Source organism: Streptomyces sp. NBC_01808 (genome assembly GCF_035917395.1).
GTDB lineage: Bacteria > Actinomycetota > Actinomycetes > Streptomycetales > Streptomycetaceae > Streptomyces.
Genome location: NZ_CP109072.1, coordinates 7,909,993 through 7,926,772, shown reverse-complemented (window position 1 = coordinate 7,926,772; position 16,780 = coordinate 7,909,993). Strand labels below are relative to the sequence as shown.

Annotated in this window: 18 protein-coding genes, 1 tRNA gene and 1 pseudogene; 11 read left to right on the top strand and 9 right to left on the bottom strand. The window is 72.4% G+C overall.

The genetic code is table 11. The features are described 5' to 3' along the window. Positions 1-60: 60 nt before the first annotated feature. Positions 61-1,081: pseudogene (locus OG946_RS34655) on the bottom strand (IS3 family transposase); the annotation flags it as partial. 54 nt (positions 1,082-1,135) lie between these two features. On the opposite strand from OG946_RS34655, the gene OG946_RS34650 reads away from it, so the two are divergent. The 7 genes from OG946_RS34650 (at position 1,136) to OG946_RS34620 (ending at position 5,357) form a co-directional block, all read left to right on the top strand. Continuing rightward, on the top strand, positions 1,136-1,291 hold the full coding sequence (locus OG946_RS34650; protein ID WP_326799889.1) for a hypothetical protein: 156 nt from the start codon (positions 1,136-1,138) through the stop codon (positions 1,289-1,291). Between the two features lie 161 nt (positions 1,292-1,452). After that, entirely contained in the window at positions 1,453-1,719 is a 267-nt protein-coding gene (locus tag OG946_RS34645) for a hypothetical protein (RefSeq protein WP_326799888.1), read from the top strand. Between the two features lie 125 nt (positions 1,720-1,844). Continuing rightward, positions 1,845-2,156 (top strand): hypothetical protein, encoded by a 312-nt coding sequence (locus OG946_RS34640; RefSeq protein WP_326799887.1) that lies wholly within the window; start codon positions 1,845-1,847, stop codon positions 2,154-2,156. 242 nt (positions 2,157-2,398) lie between these two features. After that, positions 2,399-3,568: an esterase-like activity of phytase family protein gene (locus tag OG946_RS34635; protein WP_326799886.1), complete on the top strand. Its 1,170-nt coding sequence runs from the start codon at positions 2,399-2,401 to the stop codon at positions 3,566-3,568. Positions 3,569-3,688: 120 nt separating this feature from the next. Then, a complete protein-coding gene (locus tag OG946_RS34630; protein ID WP_326799885.1) occupies positions 3,689-3,895 on the top strand; it encodes a hypothetical protein in 207 nt (68 codons plus the stop codon). Positions 3,896-4,161: 266 nt separating this feature from the next. After that, positions 4,162-4,812 carry a hypothetical protein gene (locus OG946_RS34625; RefSeq protein WP_326799884.1) on the top strand — a complete coding sequence of 217 codons (651 nt, stop codon included), beginning with the start codon at positions 4,162-4,164 and terminating at the stop codon, positions 4,810-4,812. Then, positions 4,740-5,357 (top strand): hypothetical protein, encoded by a 618-nt coding sequence (locus tag OG946_RS34620; RefSeq protein WP_326799883.1) that lies wholly within the window; start codon positions 4,740-4,742, stop codon positions 5,355-5,357. Before OG946_RS34625 ends, OG946_RS34620 begins: the two co-directional genes overlap by 73 nt. Here OG946_RS34620 and OG946_RS34615 read toward each other — a convergent pair. The 3 genes from OG946_RS34615 to OG946_RS34605 are packed head-to-tail and all read right to left on the bottom strand — an operon-like array spanning position 5,338 to position 8,467. Continuing rightward, positions 5,338-7,119: an ABC transporter permease gene (locus OG946_RS34615; RefSeq protein ID WP_326799882.1), complete on the bottom strand. Its 1,782-nt coding sequence runs from the start codon at positions 7,117-7,119 to the stop codon at positions 5,338-5,340. The two genes, OG946_RS34620 and OG946_RS34615, sit on opposite strands and share 20 nt — an antisense overlap. Then, entirely contained in the window at positions 7,119-7,913 is a 795-nt protein-coding gene (locus OG946_RS34610; protein WP_442814573.1) for an ABC transporter ATP-binding protein, read from the bottom strand. Before OG946_RS34610 ends, OG946_RS34615 begins: the two co-directional genes overlap by 1 nt. After that, the gene (locus OG946_RS34605; RefSeq protein WP_326799880.1) at positions 7,910-8,467 is read right to left on the bottom strand and encodes a PadR family transcriptional regulator; all 558 of its coding nucleotides are present in this window, start codon (positions 8,465-8,467) and stop codon (positions 7,910-7,912) included. The genes OG946_RS34610 and OG946_RS34605 overlap by 4 nt, the downstream gene beginning before the upstream one ends. 172 nt (positions 8,468-8,639) lie before the next feature. On the opposite strand from OG946_RS34605, the gene OG946_RS36280 reads away from it, so the two are divergent. Next, positions 8,640-8,840, top strand: coding sequence for a recombinase family protein (locus OG946_RS36280; protein WP_442814572.1), 201 nt, complete (start codon positions 8,640-8,642; stop codon positions 8,838-8,840). 563 nt (positions 8,841-9,403) lie between these two features. On the opposite strand, the gene OG946_RS34595 is transcribed toward OG946_RS36280, so the two are convergent. The 4 genes from OG946_RS34595 to OG946_RS34580 all read right to left on the bottom strand — a co-directional run bounded on the left by OG946_RS34595 (position 9,404) and on the right by OG946_RS34580 (position 12,212). After that, positions 9,404-9,477, bottom strand: a tRNA-Pro gene (locus tag OG946_RS34595). 95 nt (positions 9,478-9,572) lie between these two features. Continuing rightward, positions 9,573-10,358, bottom strand: a complete 786-nt coding sequence (locus tag OG946_RS34590; protein WP_326799879.1) for a CPBP family intramembrane glutamic endopeptidase — start codon at positions 10,356-10,358, stop codon at positions 9,573-9,575. 103 nt (positions 10,359-10,461) lie between these two features. Beyond that, the gene (locus tag OG946_RS34585) at positions 10,462-11,571 is read right to left on the bottom strand and encodes a WD40/YVTN/BNR-like repeat-containing protein (protein WP_326799878.1); all 1,110 of its coding nucleotides are present in this window, start codon (positions 11,569-11,571) and stop codon (positions 10,462-10,464) included. A gap of 134 nt (positions 11,572-11,705) precedes the next feature. Further along, entirely contained in the window at positions 11,706-12,212 is a 507-nt protein-coding gene (locus tag OG946_RS34580; protein WP_326799877.1) for a MarR family winged helix-turn-helix transcriptional regulator, read from the bottom strand. A gap of 97 nt (positions 12,213-12,309) precedes the next feature. Here OG946_RS34580 and OG946_RS34575 point away from each other — a divergent pair, with 97 nt between their 5' ends. From OG946_RS34575 to OG946_RS34565, 3 genes are all read left to right on the top strand, one after another. Next, positions 12,310-13,170, top strand: a complete 861-nt coding sequence (locus tag OG946_RS34575; RefSeq protein WP_326799876.1) for an LLM class flavin-dependent oxidoreductase — start codon at positions 12,310-12,312, stop codon at positions 13,168-13,170. A gap of 103 nt (positions 13,171-13,273) precedes the next feature. Then, on the top strand, positions 13,274-13,816 hold the full coding sequence (locus OG946_RS34570; RefSeq protein ID WP_326799875.1) for a hemerythrin domain-containing protein: 543 nt from the start codon (positions 13,274-13,276) through the stop codon (positions 13,814-13,816). A gap of 101 nt (positions 13,817-13,917) precedes the next feature. Beyond that, positions 13,918-15,453, top strand: coding sequence for an ATP-dependent DNA ligase (locus OG946_RS34565; RefSeq protein WP_326799874.1), 1,536 nt, complete (start codon positions 13,918-13,920; stop codon positions 15,451-15,453). A gap of 207 nt (positions 15,454-15,660) precedes the next feature. Here the strand turns inward: OG946_RS34565 and OG946_RS34560 are convergent, their stop codons facing one another. Then, positions 15,661-16,752, bottom strand: a complete 1,092-nt coding sequence (locus OG946_RS34560) for a hypothetical protein (RefSeq protein ID WP_326799873.1) — start codon at positions 16,750-16,752, stop codon at positions 15,661-15,663. Between the last annotated feature and the right edge of the window lie 28 nt (positions 16,753-16,780).

The following is a 16,780-nucleotide window of genomic DNA, read 5'->3' as shown; positions in this document are numbered from 1 at the left end:
GGCAGTGCTCCCCGCGCCCGCGGGTGTCGGCGTACACCTGGACGTTCACGCGAACGCCGACAACAGCGCGAAGAAGCTCCCCATCGCGGCGTTGTCGCCGGCCGCACCGACCGGCCCATCGAGCCGACCAGGCCGTGCCGGACCAGCACGGCGGCCACCTTCCGTGACCGGAACCGCGATCCGCGATCTGCGATCTGCGATCCGAATGCACCACACGTCCGGCCACCTGGCCGCGGCGGGCGACCGCGGATTGAAGCGCGGCCACCGCAAGGCGGGACTTCATCCGGGCGTCGATGGAATAGCCCACGATGCGACCGGAGTACACGTCCTTGACGGCGCACAGATACAGCTTGCCCTCGCCGGTCGGGTGCTCGGTGATGTCCGTGAGCCACAGCCGGTTGGGAGCGGCGGCGGTGAAGTCGCGCCGCACCCGGTCATCGTGCACCGGTGGCCCGGCCGTGGCGTTCTTGCCGCGACCTGTGCGCTTCCCGAAGGCGCTCCAGCAGCGGTTGTCCCGGCAGATCCGCCAGGCGGTCCGCTCGGCCATCACCTGACCCGCGGCCCGCGCTTCGTCGAGGAGGAAGCGGTGCCCGAACTCGGGGTCGTCGCGGTGCGCGTCAAACAGGGCGTCGGCCCGGTACCCCTCGGTCAGTTCCGCCTCGGTGACCCGCCGGGCCAGCCACCGGTAGGAGGGCTGGCGGGCGAGCTTCAGCACCCGGCACATCCGCCGCCACCGGCACCCGCATCCGGGCATCAGCGGCGGCCAGCTCGCGGACGAGCGGGTACATCATTCTGCCGGCAGACCCGCCTGCGACAAATACGCCGCGGCCCTCCGCAGCACCTCGTTCTCCTGCTCCAGCAGCCGGATCCGCTCGCGGGCCTCGCGCAGCTCCGCCGACTCACCCGACGTCGCCGCGGGCCTGGTGCCCTGGTCGATGTCGGCGCGGCGCAGCCACTTCGACAGCGTGATCGGGTGGCCCCCGAAGTCGGCGGCGATCTGTTCCAGCGTGACGCCGGGCTCGCGGTTGCGCGCGACCCGCACGACGTCCTCGCGGAACTCCTTCGGATACGGCTTGGGCACTGCAACATCCTTCCAGGCCGCCTCTCAGCAAGCCAGGTCAGGTGTCACCCGATCATGCAGCAGTCCCCATCGACGGGAAACGCGTTCACTAACAGCTTCTCCACCAAGTACCGGCTGCTGGACGCGGACGCGTACTGGATGGACTTCCCCTATTTCCGCCACTGCAACACCAGCACAGCCAGAGTGCTGTGCACCGTCCCCCAGCCCTGACAGGCTGACGCACCCGATCAACACCTGCGGGGGCGGAGGCATCTCCGGCCCCCGCAGGCCAGCAACGAGACGGAATCCGGAGGCTTCGGCCATGACCGCAGCAGCATGGTTCGCCGATGCGTGGGAGCGCGGCAGCATCAACTACTACCTCACCCTGGCCCGTGGAAATCATCCCGCTACAACTCGCCGAACGCGTGGCCGGCGGCCCGGTGGAACAACTGCCCGACATGACACCGCGTGAAGGAGACGCACGCATCGACGTGAAGACCATCTACACCATCGGCCGCCTGGCCGTGCTCGGCGACTGGTCGCTGCTGTGGGAGATCGGCGCAAGCCACGGCATGCTCACCCCGCCCGAGGTCTCACGGGACGGGGTCGAGGTATTGAGCCTTTTCCAACCTGCTGATGTAGTCCGGCGGTTGGCGTGACAGACGAGTGAAGCCCCTGGTAGACGGGTTCACGACCAAGATCACCCGTTCCGCCAGAGGCTTCACGTGCGGTCTGTGCCCTCGTCGTAGGCATCAGGCTCAACCGCTTCCTGCGTGGCCGCCTCATGGATGACGACGGGGCGACGGTCAGCGTGAAGGACCTGTTCGGCCCGCTGCAGACGCTGACGGTGCTCGTGCTCGCGTTCTCCCTCGTCACCGCCGCGAACTCGCAGAACAAGGCCGACGAGGCGGCCAGCTCCGAAGCAGATGCGATCGACTGTCTATTCGAGTCGGCGGACTATACGTCCAAGGCACTGGGAGCGCCTTCAGGGCAGCGCCATGTGCTGGGCCCGTGCCGTACGGCACCGGGACTGGCCCGCGATGGCGCGCCAGGAGGTGCCGGATACGCCGGCGGTATGGTCGACGTCGTTCCGTGAGGAGCTGCGTGAGATCGGCCCCGACGATGCGCTCTTCGCCACGCTGCTGTCGGCGGACGACGACCGGTCCGCGTCGGCCGGGTCGGCGGGCGACCGTGCCGGTGGGGTGAACTCCATTACCGAGCGGGCCATACGTACATCAGTTCTGACGACAACTCACATGATAGGCGATAAGCAGCCGTTGGCAGCAATACCCGCGTGGGTGACTGCGTTACGGGACACGTCAGAACAAGATGGTCGGCATGAGAGCTCCCCTGATGCGCCGGGCATGCGGCACGGCTCTGTTCCTGACGACGACGCTGGCTTCCGTGGTGGCCGCGGCCGCCCCTCCACCGGGCCATACCGCCCGGCCGTCGCAGCCCGCGGCACAAGCCCGCCTCCTGGGCGAGGAGATCGTTCCGTTCAAGCTGGACTTCCGGGGTACCACGGTCGGTGGCCTGTCTGGCGTCGACCGCGACCGGTGCACCGGCGAGTACGTGTTCATCAGCGACGACCGCTCGTTCCTGCAGCCTGCCCGCTTCTACACCGCCGAGGTGGACGTGGACGCCGACGGCGTGCACTCCGTCCGCTTCACCGGCACCCGTCCATTCCGCCAGCCCGACGGCGCGCTCTATCCATCACCCTCCGCCGATGCTGCGAAGGCTGTCGATCCCGAGGAGGTCCGGGTCGACCCCCGGACCTGTCGCTACTGGTGGGCGCAGGAGGGCGACCGGCCTGCGGCGGCCGGCGCGCCGCTGGTGCAGCCGTCGATCCAGGTCGCCTCCCGCACGGGCGCCTACCGTGGGCAGTTGCGGCTTCCGGACAACTACGCGATCACCAGGGACGAGCGCGGCCCGCGCCGCAACCAGTCGCTCGAGGCGTTTACCTTCGGCTTCCGGAGCGGGGTGGTGACCAGCGCGGTCGAGGGGCCGCTGATCCAGGACGGCCCGGTGCCCGACACCCACCACGGCGCTCTCGTGCGGGTCACGCAGCAGACCCGCGGCGGCAGAGTGCTCGGCCAGTACGCGTACCCGATCGAGAAGATCTTCGCCGAGTCCGACCCGGACAGCCCGTGGGGCCCGGACACCGGGGTCCCGTCGATCCTCGCCTTCCCCGACGACCCGCACCGCTTCCTCGTTCTGGAACGCACCTGGGTCGCCGGTTCGGGATACAAGATCCGCCTGTACGACGCCACAACCCGGGGCGCAAGTGACGTACGGGCCGTGGACTCCCTCGCCGAGCGGCACGTCGTGCCGATGCGCAAGAAGCTCGTCGCGGACTTCGACACCCTCGGCCTATCCACCGTCGACAATACCGAGGGAATGACCTGGGGGCCTGAACTTCCCTCCGGTGAGCGGTCATTGATCCTGGTCAGCGACGACAACTTCGACAAGGACGCGGTCACCCAGGTCGTCGCCCTCGCCGTGCGCTGAGCCGAGCCGAGCCGGCAGGACGGTCAGCCCGTCCTGCCGGCAGATCCGCAAGCGACGGCGACTGGCAGGCTACGGCCGCTCGCCTCGGCCCGCCAGCGCTGCCCTGACGGTGTACTGGAGTTGTTCAAGAGATATCTCGATGCGCACTTCGCCGAGGCTCATGGGCAGGTCAGCGGCTTCAGCCTGTTCCCGGAGACCCACGAACGCGGCTGCTACCGCGGCAACCGCCAGGTCGTCCGCAAACGCCTCGCCGCCCCACAGGCTGGCACCGCCCAACCAACCCGGGCCGGCATCGCCCCTGCCGACGGCCCGGAATCGGTGCCGTGACCGTGCGCCTTGGCTGGAGCAGCGGTTCGCCTCGGATGGTCAAGGTGCGACAGCGCTTCGTCATGTGCCCGCGGCTCTGTAGCTGTCGGTGGCCGATGCGTTGGTACATCCCTGGGTCCCCGGGACGCTAGAGCGGGACGGCTGCGGCAGGTCTGTACGGCGCTCGACGCATATTCCGAGTTGTCGCTGAGTGCGTGGTCGGTAGGGTCGGGTCGTCGAAGCGTGCGGCTCGGCGGGGGTGGAAAGTGCGTGCGCGTAGTCCCGTGATGGTGGTGCTGGCCGGTGTCGCGGTGCTGGTCGGTGTCTTGGGGTCGTTGGCGGCGAATGCCGCTACGGGTGCGGAGCGGTGGCCGGGGGCGCTGGATCTGCTGCGCCGGTATCCGTGGTGGTCGGTGGCGGGTCTGACGGCACTTGCTGTCGTGGCGACGGCGGTGGTCGCCTATCTGCAGGAGCGGCCTTCTGCTGCGGCTGGGGATCCGCCGCCGCCGGCTGCGCCGGTGGTGCCGCCGTGGGTGGTGGACCGGTCGCAGGCGCGCGAGGCGGTGGCCGCGGTGTGCGGCGATCGTCGTGCGGTGGGGGCCACCACGTCCTTATGGGGTGCCGGCGGTTTCGGGAAGACGAGGCTGGCGATGCTGGTACGCGCGCATCCTCGGGTGCGGCGGCGGTTTCGCGGCCGGGTGTATGTGGTGACCATCGGCCGGGATGTGCGGGGGCGGGCGGCGATCGCGGCGAAAGTCGCGCAGGCCACCCGGTTCATCACCGGCGACACCCAGGAGTTCGACGACCTGACCATGCCGGCGCCCACCTGGGCCGGCTGCTGGATCAGCGGCCCCGCACGCTGCTCGTGCTCGACGACGTGTGGGAGAGCGAGCAACTCGCGCCGTTCCTGCACGGTGGCCACTCCTGCGTACGGCTGATCACCACCCGCGGCCCCGGCCTGCTGCCCGCCGGCGCGCAGGCGATCCAGGTCGACGAGATGTCCCACGTCCAGGCGATGAAGGTGCTGACCTGGGAGCTGCCGTCGCCCCTGCCGCGGGACCTCGCTGAGGATCTGCTGCAGGTGACGGGCCGGTGGGCTCTGTTGCTGCGGCTGGCCAACCGGGTGATCGCCGATCAGGCAGCCACCGGCGCCGACACCACCCACGCCGCGACCACACTGCTGCAGCAACTGCGGGCCCACGGGCCGGCCGGGGTGGACTCCCCGACCGGGGTGCTTGATCTGGACGACCCCGCCCGCCGCAGCCAGGCAGTGCGCGCCACCGTGGAAGCTGCCACCACCCGCCTAACTGCCGACGGCGCCCGCCGCTACGCGGAGCCGGCCGTCTTCGCCGCGGACGAGGCCGTACCGCTGAAACTGGTGGCCTGCGCTCCTTCCGTGCCCCGGACGCCGCCGGTGACGATGAGGACGAGTACTGATCGGCGGGCCCTGAGTGAAGGGCCCGTCAGGCTGGTTCGGCGTTGAGGACGCGCCCGGCGGGGCTGCGGGTATGGAGCCATGCGGGCAGGGCGGTCAGCGCCGCTACGGCAAGGAGTACAGCCGGGACCGCGGTCGCGAGCCAGCTGCCCGGGGGTGTCACCACGGCCGCGCTGAACACTGCGAACAGGCCGATCCCGATCGGTATGCCCATCGCGATCGCGCCCACGGCGGGCAGCAGTTGCGCGATGCACAGCGCCGCGATGACCTGGCCGGGGGTGGCACCGAGGGTGCGGGTGACGGCCAGGGCGCGCCGGGCCTGCACTGCGGTGCTCCAGCTGACGAAGACGGTGTTGAGCACGGACAACGCCACGAGGGCGACCGTGACACCGAGCATGACCTGGCTGGTCACGGCGTTGCGGATCTCCTCGACGGCGGACGCTCCCTGAGCGGTGTCCGCTTCGAGCGACACCTGGAAGGTGAGGACCGCGGTCACCATGACGGTGGTGGCGGCCGTGCCGACGGCGCTCAGGACCGCGCGGCCGGGACGGCGTGCGATCAGGCGTACGCCGATCAGGAGCGGCGTGGGCAGATAGGCGGTCATGGCCGCGAGGCGAGGACGGTACGCGGTCAGGTGCGCAGGGTCGGCGATGGTGTCGACGGTGCTGGAGCGCACGGTGCGCAGGACCGGGCCGAGTGTGCCGATCAGGGTCACCAGGAGGGCGAGCACGGTCGCGGCCGCGACGATGCCCGTTGTCGGCGGGCCGGCGGTGTTGAGCAGCCCGGCGCTGGGGTCGGCCAGTGCGGGCGCGGTCAGACATCCCGCGGTGACCCCGACCGCGGCGGCCACCAGCGTCAGGAGCAGGTACTGCGCGAGCAGCATCGCGGCCACGGTACGGGGGGTGGCGCCGACCGCCTTGAACAGGCCCGCGCGCCGGTGGTCCCGCGGTGCGCGCACGGCGGCGAGTGAGGCGAGGGTGACCAGCGAGGCCGCGGCGAGCAGACCCCCGCCGACGACCAGGGCGGGTTGGACGAAACGCAGCAGCCGGGTGTCTCCGTCGACGAAGGTCTGCCAGGGATGGGTGTTGACCCAGTCCCGGCCCCGGAGGTCGCCGGTGAGGATGGTGTCCGCCCAACTGCGCGCGGTGTCGGGGTCGGACAGCTTGATGTTCAGCAGGTACAGGAGCGACTCGTCGCCGGCTGCCGCGCGGGCGTCGTCGGTGGTGAGCCAGATCCGGCCGCCCCCTTCGGACGGCCCGGGGCCCTCGGCCCAATTGCCCCACGGATAGACGGCGGTGGCCGCGCTGACGGCCGTACCGACCACCGGGTATGCGCGCCCGCCGATGGTGACGCGGTCGCCGACGTGCACGCCGAGTGCCTGGGCGAAGCCGCGTTCGACGACCGCGCCGCCGCTGCGTACCCACGTGCCGGAGGTCACCAGCGGCCGGTCCACGGCGGACGCGGTGTGCTCGCGCCCCTCGACCGCGGTGTTCTCCGTCTGCCCGTTGGCGCGGACCGTGGTGGAGAACCCGGGGACCGGGGCGGCCAGCGTGTCCACGCCGGGGGCGTCGGCGATGCGCCCGGCCAGGGCGGAGGGGTTCCTGGCGGTGGTGACGGCCGTGACGTCCGGCCCTGAGGTGGCCTCGCGGGTCTTCATGTACCCGCCGGCCACGGCGTTGTCGGTGGCCATGCCCAGGGTCAGCGACGCGGTGGCGGCGGTGACGGCGAGCAGGAACATGACGGCTTCGCCCGGACGGCGCCGCATGTCCCGTGCGACGAGCCGCCAGATCAGCAGCAGACGGCCCGTCATCACCCCTCCCATCCGAGGAACGCGCCGAGCTGCGAGCCACCCGCAGCCACGGCTGTGTCCTCGGACAGCGCCCCGTCGCGGAGGGAGACGACCCGGCCCGCGGTGGCGGCGACGCGTTCGTCATGGGTGACGAGTACGAGGGTCTGTCCGGCGTCCCGCAGGTCGGCGAAGAGGCGCAGTACGTCGTGGGTCGCGGCGGTGTCGAGGTTCCCGGTGGGTTCGTCGGCGAGGACCACGAGCGGCTCGTTGACCAGGGCGCGGGCGATGGCGACCCGCTGGCGCTGCCCGCCGGACAGCCCGGACGGCAGGTGCCGGTCCCGGTCCGCAAGCCCGACGCGGTCGAGAAGGGCGGCGGCGCGACGGCGGGCGGTGCGCGGTGAGTCGCCCGCGAGCAGCGCGGGCAACTCGACGTTCTCGGCCGCGGTCAACTCGCCCATCAGGTGGAAGTCCTGGTGCACGAAGCCGACGGCGCGGCGCCGCAGCCGGGCGAGCGCGCGCTGGCCGAGCCGGTCGATGCGCCGCCCGCCGAGCCACACCTCACCCCCGTCGGGCCGGTCGAGGCCGGCAAGGAGATGCAGCAGTGTCGACTTGCCGCAGCCACTGGGGCCGGTCACGGCCAGCGTCTGCCCGGCCGGTATGTCGAGATCGACCCCGTCGACGGCCACCACCGTGCTCTCGCCCTGCCCGTAGACCCGCGACAGGCCGACGGCCCGCAGTACCGGACCTGCCGTCACGTCCCCACGGTCGCCGCGCCGGGATGGCCCTCTGCCCCGCCGGCCGCCTCGTGTCGTCATCCGTTCCCTCCGCCTTTCCCGTACGGCGTGCGGGCGGACCAGGTCCGCTCACACGCCCCCAACCAGCGCAGATCGGCCTGCAATCGGAGCGCCACGCCCTCCAACAGCAGCCCGGCCTCCGAGTCCGTGCCGTGAGCAAGGACGGCGTGCTGGGCCTGGGCGAGGCTGCGCCTCAGCTCGCGGCGCCGGGCCTCGACGAGCGCGAGCGGCTCTGCCATGCCCGACTCGGCGGCGGCCACCAGCTTCAGATGGAACTCCGCCACGTCCGCCCGGGGCCCGGCGGGCTCGGCCAGCCACCCGGCCACCCGCTCCCGTCCGGCTCCGGTCAGCGCATACACCTTGCGCCGCGGACCGCGCGCGGATGCGTCCTCGCGTTCCCGTACGACCAGACCTGCCTTCTCAAGCCGGGTGAGTGTGACGTACACCTGCCCGGCGTTGAGCGTCTCGCCCAGTGGCCCGAGCGCGGCCAGCAGTCGCCCGCGCAGGTCGTACCCGTGCGACGGTCCCTTGACCAGAAGCGCCAGCACCACGTCCTGCACGGACTGCCCTCCCATTCTTCTACGACAGCCCAATAGATAGCGGTTATCTAAAAGCGGCGTCAAACTGCCACTGGCCGCACACCCTCCTTCAAGAAACCTTCGCTTCTGAAGATCCCTCCCGACGGGTCGCCCGGACCGCTCCGAAGCTTCAAGGAGGACCACTCGGGAGCCGGCAGACGACGCGGACGTGCTCGTCGCGGAGCCGCTCGTACGCGCCGGGATCAAAATCGGGTACGCCCGGGTGTCGACCGGCGGGCAGAAGCTGGAGCGGCAGCTAGACGCGCTCAACGCCGCCGGGTGCCGCTATCTGGCTGAACCGGAGCCGCCGGTACCGCAGGGACCACCCCGCGGGCGCGGGGAGCACACCTCTGGGCGTGTTTCGAAGTAGCTGGGGCCATTCGTTGATGGCGGTGATGTGGAGGGTGGCCAGGTAGCGGACGGCGACTTTGTCGAATCGAGTGGCTACCGCGCGGTGGCGTATGAGGCGTTTGATGCCGCACTCCACGGCGTGCCGGCCGCGCAGCGGGTAACGCCTGCTGCAGGATCGCACACTGAGCGTCGGTCAGGTCGAACCGCCGCGTCACCGCTAGTGGTCTGAGTCGTTAGTTCACGGGCGGTTGTTACCGTAACCACCCAGCACTACCTGCATCCCGGTCTCCAGGCCCTGACGCGGGCGGGGCAGTCGCTCAATGCCCATCTGCCGGGTGCGGCGCCACCCTCGAAGGTGCTCGCGGTCGCACTCCGGGCCTTGCAGGAATCGCACAATCCGCCACGATAAGGGACGTGATCTTGATTCCCAAGAAAACGCTCTGCCCAGGGGTTTTTCCCGATTCGTGGTCCCCAAGCGGTCCCCGCGAGCCTGTCACGACGTCAGACTGACGGCGTGTCAGCGCATCGCAAAAGGCCCTCTGATCTGGGATTTCTCCCATCCAAAGGGCCTCTTCAGCACCGTCGGGACGGCGGGATTTGAACCCACGACCCCTTGACCCCCAGTCAAGTGCGCTACCAAACTGCGCCACGTCCCGGTGCCCGGACGACCTGGGGTTTCGCCCCGGCCGATCGCGCACGAGAACCATACCGCATCCACCCCGGGGTCCCGCAAAGCCGATTGTCCCGGGGGTCAGAAGAGCCAGAGGGCCGTGATCGCGGTGTTGTGGACGGTGTGGGCGACGATGCAGGGGACGAGTGAGCGGCGCCACAGGAGCAGGGCCGTGGTGACCGCTGCCAGGAAGGCGGCGAAGATCAGGTTGACGGGGCCGCCCAGTTCGTGGCCCGCGGTGAAGACGAGGGCGGAGAGGGCCGCGGCGGCGGTGAAGGTGGTGCGGCGGAGGAAGGGGGTCGGGATCGTCTCGCGGGCTCCCGGGGTGGCGAGGAAGGTCAGGAGGAGCAGGAGGGGCGCACGGAAGAGGAGCTCCTCGTGGACGGGGGCTGAGAGGGCGCCGTCGAGCAGGTGGACGGTGGTGGAGGTGCCGGCCACGGCGGCGTTGCGGGGGTCTTCCGACGCGGGGGTGGCGGACAGGGCGGGGATGCGGACGAGGAGTTCGGCGGCCGCCAGGCACAGGGCGCCCGCGCCGAGTCCTGCGGCCAGGCTGACCGTCGCCGTGCGGCGGGTGCCGGGGCGCAGGCCCAGGGACGTGACGAGGCGGGCAGCGGCTGCTTTCAGGGACGTACAGGAGCCGGCGAGGAGCGCCGCGGCGAGGGTGAAGCCGGCGGCGAGGCCGAGGGCCGGGGCGATGTCGCGGGTGGTGAACTTCCACGCCTCGTAGCCCGGGAGCAGCGTGAGGCTGATCGGGATCAGCAGCGCAGTGCACGTCAGCGCCACCCACAGGAACGTCACCGACAGCACCCGCAGCACCCCGGGGTCGAGGTCGAGGCGGCGTATCAGCGCTGCTGTGCGGGTGGTCACGCGGGCGGGCTCCAGCGGTTCTGCACCGTGCGGGGGACGGCTCAACCGTAGGGACGGGACCCGCGCGACGACCACGGTCTTAGGTCCCGAAGTGTCCCGCCAGCTACTCCAGGCGCGCCACCCTGCCCTGCTCTCCCGCCGCCCAGCAGCCCAGGTCCTCAGAGCAGTCCACGGTGTCGTACGAACCGGAGTCGAAGCCGTGCCACGTGCGCCCGGCGTCGAAGGTGACGTCCGAGCCCGTCGGGCCCACGGCCAGGGCGGCGCTGCGGCTGTGCGGCAACCAGGTCACGCCCGAGCGGTACTCGGGCGGCGGCTTGCGGGCGTCCGTCCAGCTCGCGCCGCCGTCGCCGGTACGGGCCGCCGCGTCCGGCGACGGGTTGCCGGGCTGGAAGTCGCCGCCGACCGCGAGGCCGTGGCGGGCGTCGCGGAAGGCGAGAGCGAAGACGCCGCGCGCCGGGTCGCCGGCCGGGATGCCGGACTCGGCCTCCGTCCACGTACGGCCGCGGTCGGCGGAGTGCAGGACGCGCGCCGTCGCGCCACCGCCGGTGGCGAACCAGGCGTCCGAGCGGCCCGCGCTCACCAGGCACTGCCCGCTGGCCGCGAACGCCGCGTCGCCCGGCTGTGCCGGCGGCATGCCGTCGTCGGGGAGCACCTTCCAGGACCTGCCGCCGTCGGACGTCGACAGGATGCGGAACCGGCCGTCTACCGGGTCGCTGAGCGCGAGCCCGTCGCGGCCGCCGGCGAAGAACGTGACGCAGTCGTAGAAGGCGCCGGGGTGGTCGTTGCGGAACGTCTCGGTCCAGGTCGCACCGGCATCGTCGGTGCGGTAGATGCGGGAGTCCTCGCCCGGCCCGATGGACAGGGCGATCGCACTGCGCCGGCCCAGCGCCTCGATGTCGCGGAACTCCAGCGCCTCGGTGCCCGGCGGCGACACGTCCTGCCAGCTCCGCCCGCCGTCCGCCGTACGCAGCACCGTGCCGCCGGAGCCGGACGCCCACGCGGTGTCGCGGCTGACCGCCGACAGCCCGCGCAGCCGCGCCTTGCTGCCGGTGTCCTTCAGCTCCCAGCCGGGCAGGTGCCGGGCGACCGGTTCGCGGTCGGTGCCGGTATCCGCGCCGGCAGCGGTATCGGCGGCGTAGACCGGTCCGGCGGCGAGTGCCGCCACGCCCAGGCAGGCGGCGGTCTTGTGCCTCAGAGTTCCCCGCAGCGTCATGGCGGAGGAACGTAGCAGCCGCCGCACCGCCTGACGAGGGTGCCGCCGCGGCCGCGCGGGCGGGTCGCCGGGGACCTCGCCGTTCCCCTACGGAGCGCGTACGGACCTCGTGCCGCGCTCGTACGGGGCCGGGCTCACGCCTGCTCCGGCCACGCCTCCGGTGACGGGGACTGGCACGGGGCGGCGTCGAGGAGACGGGTCACCGCGTCCGTCAGCGCGGCGCGCTCGCCTGCGGCCAGCCCCGCGGCCATCGCCGCGACCCGGGTCGTCACCTCGGCGTGGGCGCGGCCCGCCAGTTGCTCCCCCGCCGCGGTCAGCGCGATCCGGCAGGCGCGGCCGTCGTCGGCATCCGGGGTACGGGCCACCAGGCCCCGCCGCTCGACCCGGTCCACCAGGCCGGTCAGCCCCGACTTGCCCAGCCGCAGCCAGCGGCTCAGCTCGCTCATCCCCACCGGACCGCTGCTGAGCGCGCACAGCAACTGGACCTGCTGCGGGGTGAGGCCGTGGCCGCGCCCGGCCTCGGCGAGGACGTGCTGCAGCGTGTGCGTCAGCCGTACCAGCGCGCTCGCCAGCGCGGCCGCGCCGGCGTCGACGGACTGCGCCGCCGGCTCCGCCGTCCGTCCCATCTGTTCGGTCGTCATGTCACCTCCCGGGGACACGCCCAGTTTGACACTAGTTCGTGGTGCGAAATAATCTGGTTCGCAGCACGAACCAAATTCCCTCCGCTGAGGAAGCGCCATGCCCGACTACGGCCACGATCTCCGCTTCGGCATCAACCTCATCCCCTCCAGCCGGGACCCGGAGGCGACTGTCGCGCTCGCGCAGCTCTCCGAGCGCGCGGGTGCCGACCTGATCACCTTCCAGGACCACCCGTACCAGCCGGCGTTCCTCGACACCTGGACGCTGCTCTCCTACGTCGCCGCCCGCACGGACTCGGCCACCCTGTCCGGCAACGTGCACCCCCTCCCCCTGCGCCCGCCGGCCTTGCTGGCGCGCAGCGCCGCGAGCCTGGACCTGCTCAGCGGCGGCCGGTTCGAGCTGGCGCTCGGCGCCGGCGGGTTCTGGGACGCCATCGCGGCGCTCGGCGGGCCGCGGCGCTCACCGGGCGAGGCCGTCGAGGCGCTGGACGAGGGGATCCGGATCATCCGCGACACCTGGGACACCGACACCCGCGGCGGGATCCGCTTCGACGGGCAGCACTACCAGGTGCAGGGCGCCAAGCGCGGGCCCCGGCCGGCGCACGACATGCAGATCTGGCTCGGCGCGTACAAGCCGCGGATGCTGCGCCTCGTGGGCCGCGCGGCGGACGGCTGGCTGCCGTCGCTGCCGTACTTCGACTCGCCCGCCGCGCTCGCCGACGGCAACGCCGTGATCGACGAGGCGGCGGTGGCGGCGGGGCGGACGCCCCTGGACGTGCGGCGGCTGCTCAACCTCGGGGAGGAGCACCCGGCCGACCAGCTCGCGGAGTTCGCGCTGACGTACGGCACGGGCACGTTCCTGCTCATGACCGGCGAGCCGCGGGAGATCGAGCGCTTCCTCGGCGAGGTCGCGCCGGCGGTACGCGAACTCGTGGCCGAGTCGCGTGGCAGCGGGGCCTGAGCCCGTGTCCGACGAGCGGGCGGCGGCCCGGGTGCCGGCACAGCGGGGCGGCGGCGGTCCGTACCGTACGGAGGAACGAGAGCACCGGTCCACTTCGAGAGCAGTGCTCTGGAACGAGAGCACCCGTCCCACCGTGCCCGAGGCGCGCACGCCCCGCCCCGGCGAGGACGTCTCCGCCGGCCACCACCTCGTCGAGGTCCACGACCACCTGCGCGAGGAGCTGGCGCGGCTGCGCGAGCTGGTCGTCCAGGTGGCCGAAGGCGCCCTCACCGCCTCCGCCGCCCGCTCGCACATCGCGGCGATGACCCTGCGGCAGAACAACTGGTCCCTCGGCGCCCACTGCGCCGCATACTGCCGGTTCGTCACCCTCCACCACACCACCGAAGACCGGCAGTTGTTCCCGGAGCTGCGCCGGTTCGACCCGCGGCTCGCGCCCGTGCTCGACCGGCTGTCGGAGGAGCACCTCGTCATCCACGACGTCCTGGAGCGCGTCGACCGTGCGCTGGTCGCCTTCGTCGCGGGCCCGGAGGGGGCGGCGGAGCTGCGCGGCGCGGTCGACCTGCTCGCGGAGGCGCTGCTGTCGCACCTGTCGTACGAGGAGGACGAGCTGGTGGCGCCGCTGGGCCGGTTCATGGGCGGCGGCTGATCCGGGCCCGGCTTCCCCCACCGACGCACAGCCCGCGCCGCTGTCCGTCCCCCGGCGTCCGTCGCGGGGCGGATGTCAGCGGGGTGGGTGACGATGGGGACATGCTGTTCGCCGACCTCGCCCGTACCTCGCGGGAGATCGCCGCCACCCGGGCCCGCTCGGAGAAGACCGCGCTGCTCGCCGCGCTGTTCCGCGAGGCCGAGCCCGCCGACGTGCCCCTCGTGGTCACGTATCTGGCAGGGCGGCTGCCGCAGCGCAGGACCGGCGTGGGCTGGAGCGCGCTCAAGGACGCGCCCACCGCCGCCCGGCAGCCGCGGCTGACCGTGCGCGAGGTGCACGACGCGTTCGACGTCATCGCCGCCGTCTCCGGCAAGGGCGCCCAGGCCGAGCGGCGCCGGCTGGTGCACGAGCTGCTGGGCGCCGCCACGACGGAGGAGCAGCGCTTCCTCGCCGGGCTGATCGGCGGCGAGCTGCGGCAGGGCGCGCTGGACGCGCTCGCGGTCGAGGGCCTGGCGGCCACGGTGGACGCCGACCCGGCGCGGGTGCGGCGCGCGGTGATGCTCGCCGGTTCCGTGGGCACGGTCGCCGAGGCGGTGCTCGCCCGCGGCCCGGAGGCGCTGGCGGACTTCAAGCTGTCGGTCGGCAGTCCCGTGCAGCCGATGCTCGCACAGTCCGCAAAGGACGTGGACGAGGCGGTCGACCGGCTCGGGCCGTGCGCCGTCGAGGAGAAGCTCGACGGCATCCGGGTGCAGGTGCACCGGGACGGCGACGACGTACGGATCTACACCCGCACGCTCGACGAGATCACCGCCCGGCTCCCCGAGGTCGTCGCCGCCGCCCACGAGCTGACCGCGGCGGACGCCGTGCTCGACGGCGAGGTGATCGCCCTCGGGGCCGGCGGGGACCCGCGGCCGTTCCAGGAGGTCGCCGGCCGCGTCGGCTCCCGGGTGGACGTGGCGGGGGCGCAGCAGACGCTGCCGGTGTACCCGGTCTTCTTCGACCTCCTCGCCGTCGACGGCCGCGACCTGCTGACCACGCCGATGCGCGAGCGCCACGCCGAGCTGGCCCGGATCACGCCGGAGCCGCGCCGGGTGCGCCGGGTCGAGGTCGCCGACCCCGAGGACGCGGCGCAGCGGGCGGCGGCGCGGGAGTTCGCCGCGGCGACGCTGGCGCGGGGCCACGAGGGCGTCGTCGTCAAGGCGCTGGACTCGGAGTACAGCGCGGGCCGCCGCGGCGCGGCCTGGCTGAAGGTGAAGCCGGTGCACACGCTGGACCTGGTGGTGCTGGGGGCGGAGTGGGGCCACGGGCGGCGTACGGGCACGCTGTCGAACCTGCACCTCGGCGCGCGGCGCGAGGACGGCTCGTTCGCGATGCTCGGCAAGACCTTCAAGGGGATGACGGACGCGCTGCTGGCGTGGCAGACGGAGCGGCTGCAGGAGCTGGCGGTGGCGCAGAAGGACTGGGGGGTGGTGGTGCTGCCCGAGCTGGTGGTGGAGGTCGCGTTCGACGGGGTGCAGCGCTCGCCGCGCTATCCGGAGGGGGTGACGCTGCGGTTCGCGCGGGTGGTGCGGTACCGGGACGACAAGACGGCGGCGGAGGCGGACACGGTGGCGTCGGTCCTGGAGATGCTGCGCTGAGAGCGGCGCCCGCCCCGCGCCGGGCGGTGGCGCGGGGCCGGGCCTTTCGGAGCCGGCCGGTGGGCGGGACCAGGGGCAGCGGTCCGCGCGACCGCCGACCCCGGCCCCGTACCGGACCCGGGAGATCCCGGCTCCGGCGAGCCCCGGCCACCCGCGCCGGCCCGCAGCAGCGCCGGCGCGCGTCCCCCTGCCCGGGGCGGTTCGCGGTCAGTAGTGGATGTGTGCCCCTACTGCCCGGTGGTCGGAGTAGTCCATGTCCTGGTCGTCGCTGCCGGTCAGCTCCAGGTCGGCCGCGTCGCCCTCGTCGAAGGTCGGCACGACCGGGTGGCTCGTGCGCGGCGGGGCGCCGCTCGGGTTGCGGGCGAGGAGGAAGTCGATGCGGCGCGGCGTCGTCGTGTGCAGCGTCCACTTGTCGGCCAGGCAGTCGGGGATGGAGCCGCCCGCGTCGGCGCAGCCGGCGTAGACGGCGTCGCGGAAGCGGTGGGCGCCGCCGATGTCGCCGTTGGTGGCCTTGTACCAGGTGGTCCAGTTGTCCTGGCCGTTGGTGGTGCTGGCGGAGTGGTTGGCGTCGCCGCCGGCGACGAAGAGGTCGGCGACGCCGTAGCCGTCCTCGGTCAGCTCGTTGCTCAGCTCCGCGGCGTTGGAGACGTTGCAGTAGGTGCCGCCGTACGACTGCTGCGGCCAGTGGAAGGAGGCGGCGGTGACGGTCTTGCCGGAGCGCTTGTCGAGGAGCAGGGCCTTGACGCCCTTGGTCCGCGGCTGGTCGTTGTTCTCGCAGTTCGTCGAGCCGAGAGGGGTCTCGCGCTGCGCCTGCCACCGGTTGTCCGGGGAGGCGGACGTCTTCAGCGAGAGCCGGTCGGTGCGCCAGATGATGCCGTTGGTCTGCTGCTTCTTCCCGGCGCAGCCGTTGTCGAGCGACTTGGGGGCGTCCTCCGCGAGGACGCCGGCGTAGCTCTCGCCGAAGTGCTCCTTCATCCGCGTCAGCAGCAGGTCGAGCTGCTCGCGGTTGCTGATCTGCTGCACGAGGTAGATGTCCGGCCGGTACTCCTGGAGCCGCATGTAGTACATGAGGTCGTGCCAGTCGCCGGGGCAGGACTCCGTCGTGGTCGGCAGGTTCTCCACGTTGGCGTCGTAGACCTGGAGGAACGACGGGTCGTCGTTCGGCACCGCCTCGGCGGCCGCCACCGTGCCCGTCTCCGCGGCGTCCGCGGGCCCCGAGGCGGGCGCCGGCGACGCCAGGACGAAGGGCGCCGCCAGCGCGGCGGCGCCCAGAAGTGTGCGGTACTGCCACGAGTTCATCTGCTGTCCCCCTGTGTTCCGGTCGGTC

What these genes read in the sequence shown, in the direction of transcription:
- OG946_RS34650 (WP_326799889.1), top strand. Translation starts at nt 1,136, where the DNA reads ATGCAGCAGTCCCCATCGACGGGAAACGCGTTCACTAACAGCTTCTCC.
- OG946_RS34580 (WP_326799877.1), bottom strand. Translation starts at nt 12,212, where the DNA reads ATGACGACCGAACAGATGGGACGGACGGCGGAGCCGGCGGCGCAGTCC.
- OG946_RS34575 (WP_326799876.1), top strand. Translation starts at nt 12,310, where the DNA reads ATGCCCGACTACGGCCACGATCTCCGCTTCGGCATCAACCTCATCCCC.
- OG946_RS34635 (WP_326799886.1), top strand. Translation starts at nt 2,399, where the DNA reads ATGAGAGCTCCCCTGATGCGCCGGGCATGCGGCACGGCTCTGTTCCTG.
- OG946_RS34565 (WP_326799874.1), top strand. Translation starts at nt 13,918, where the DNA reads ATGCTGTTCGCCGACCTCGCCCGTACCTCGCGGGAGATCGCCGCCACC.
- OG946_RS34560 (WP_326799873.1), bottom strand. Translation starts at nt 16,752, where the DNA reads ATGAACTCGTGGCAGTACCGCACACTTCTGGGCGCCGCCGCGCTGGCG.
- OG946_RS34610 (WP_442814573.1), bottom strand. Translation starts at nt 7,913, where the DNA reads ATGACGACACGAGGCGGCCGGCGGGGCAGAGGGCCATCCCGGCGCGGC.
- OG946_RS34625 (WP_326799884.1), top strand. Translation starts at nt 4,162, where the DNA reads ATGGTGGTGCTGGCCGGTGTCGCGGTGCTGGTCGGTGTCTTGGGGTCG.
- OG946_RS34605 (WP_326799880.1), bottom strand. Translation starts at nt 8,467, where the DNA reads ATGGGAGGGCAGTCCGTGCAGGACGTGGTGCTGGCGCTTCTGGTCAAG.
- OG946_RS34615 (WP_326799882.1), bottom strand. Translation starts at nt 7,119, where the DNA reads ATGACGGGCCGTCTGCTGCTGATCTGGCGGCTCGTCGCACGGGACATG.
- OG946_RS34640 (WP_326799887.1), top strand. Translation starts at nt 1,845, where the DNA reads ATGGATGACGACGGGGCGACGGTCAGCGTGAAGGACCTGTTCGGCCCG.
- OG946_RS34585 (WP_326799878.1), bottom strand. Translation starts at nt 11,571, where the DNA reads ATGACGCTGCGGGGAACTCTGAGGCACAAGACCGCCGCCTGCCTGGGC.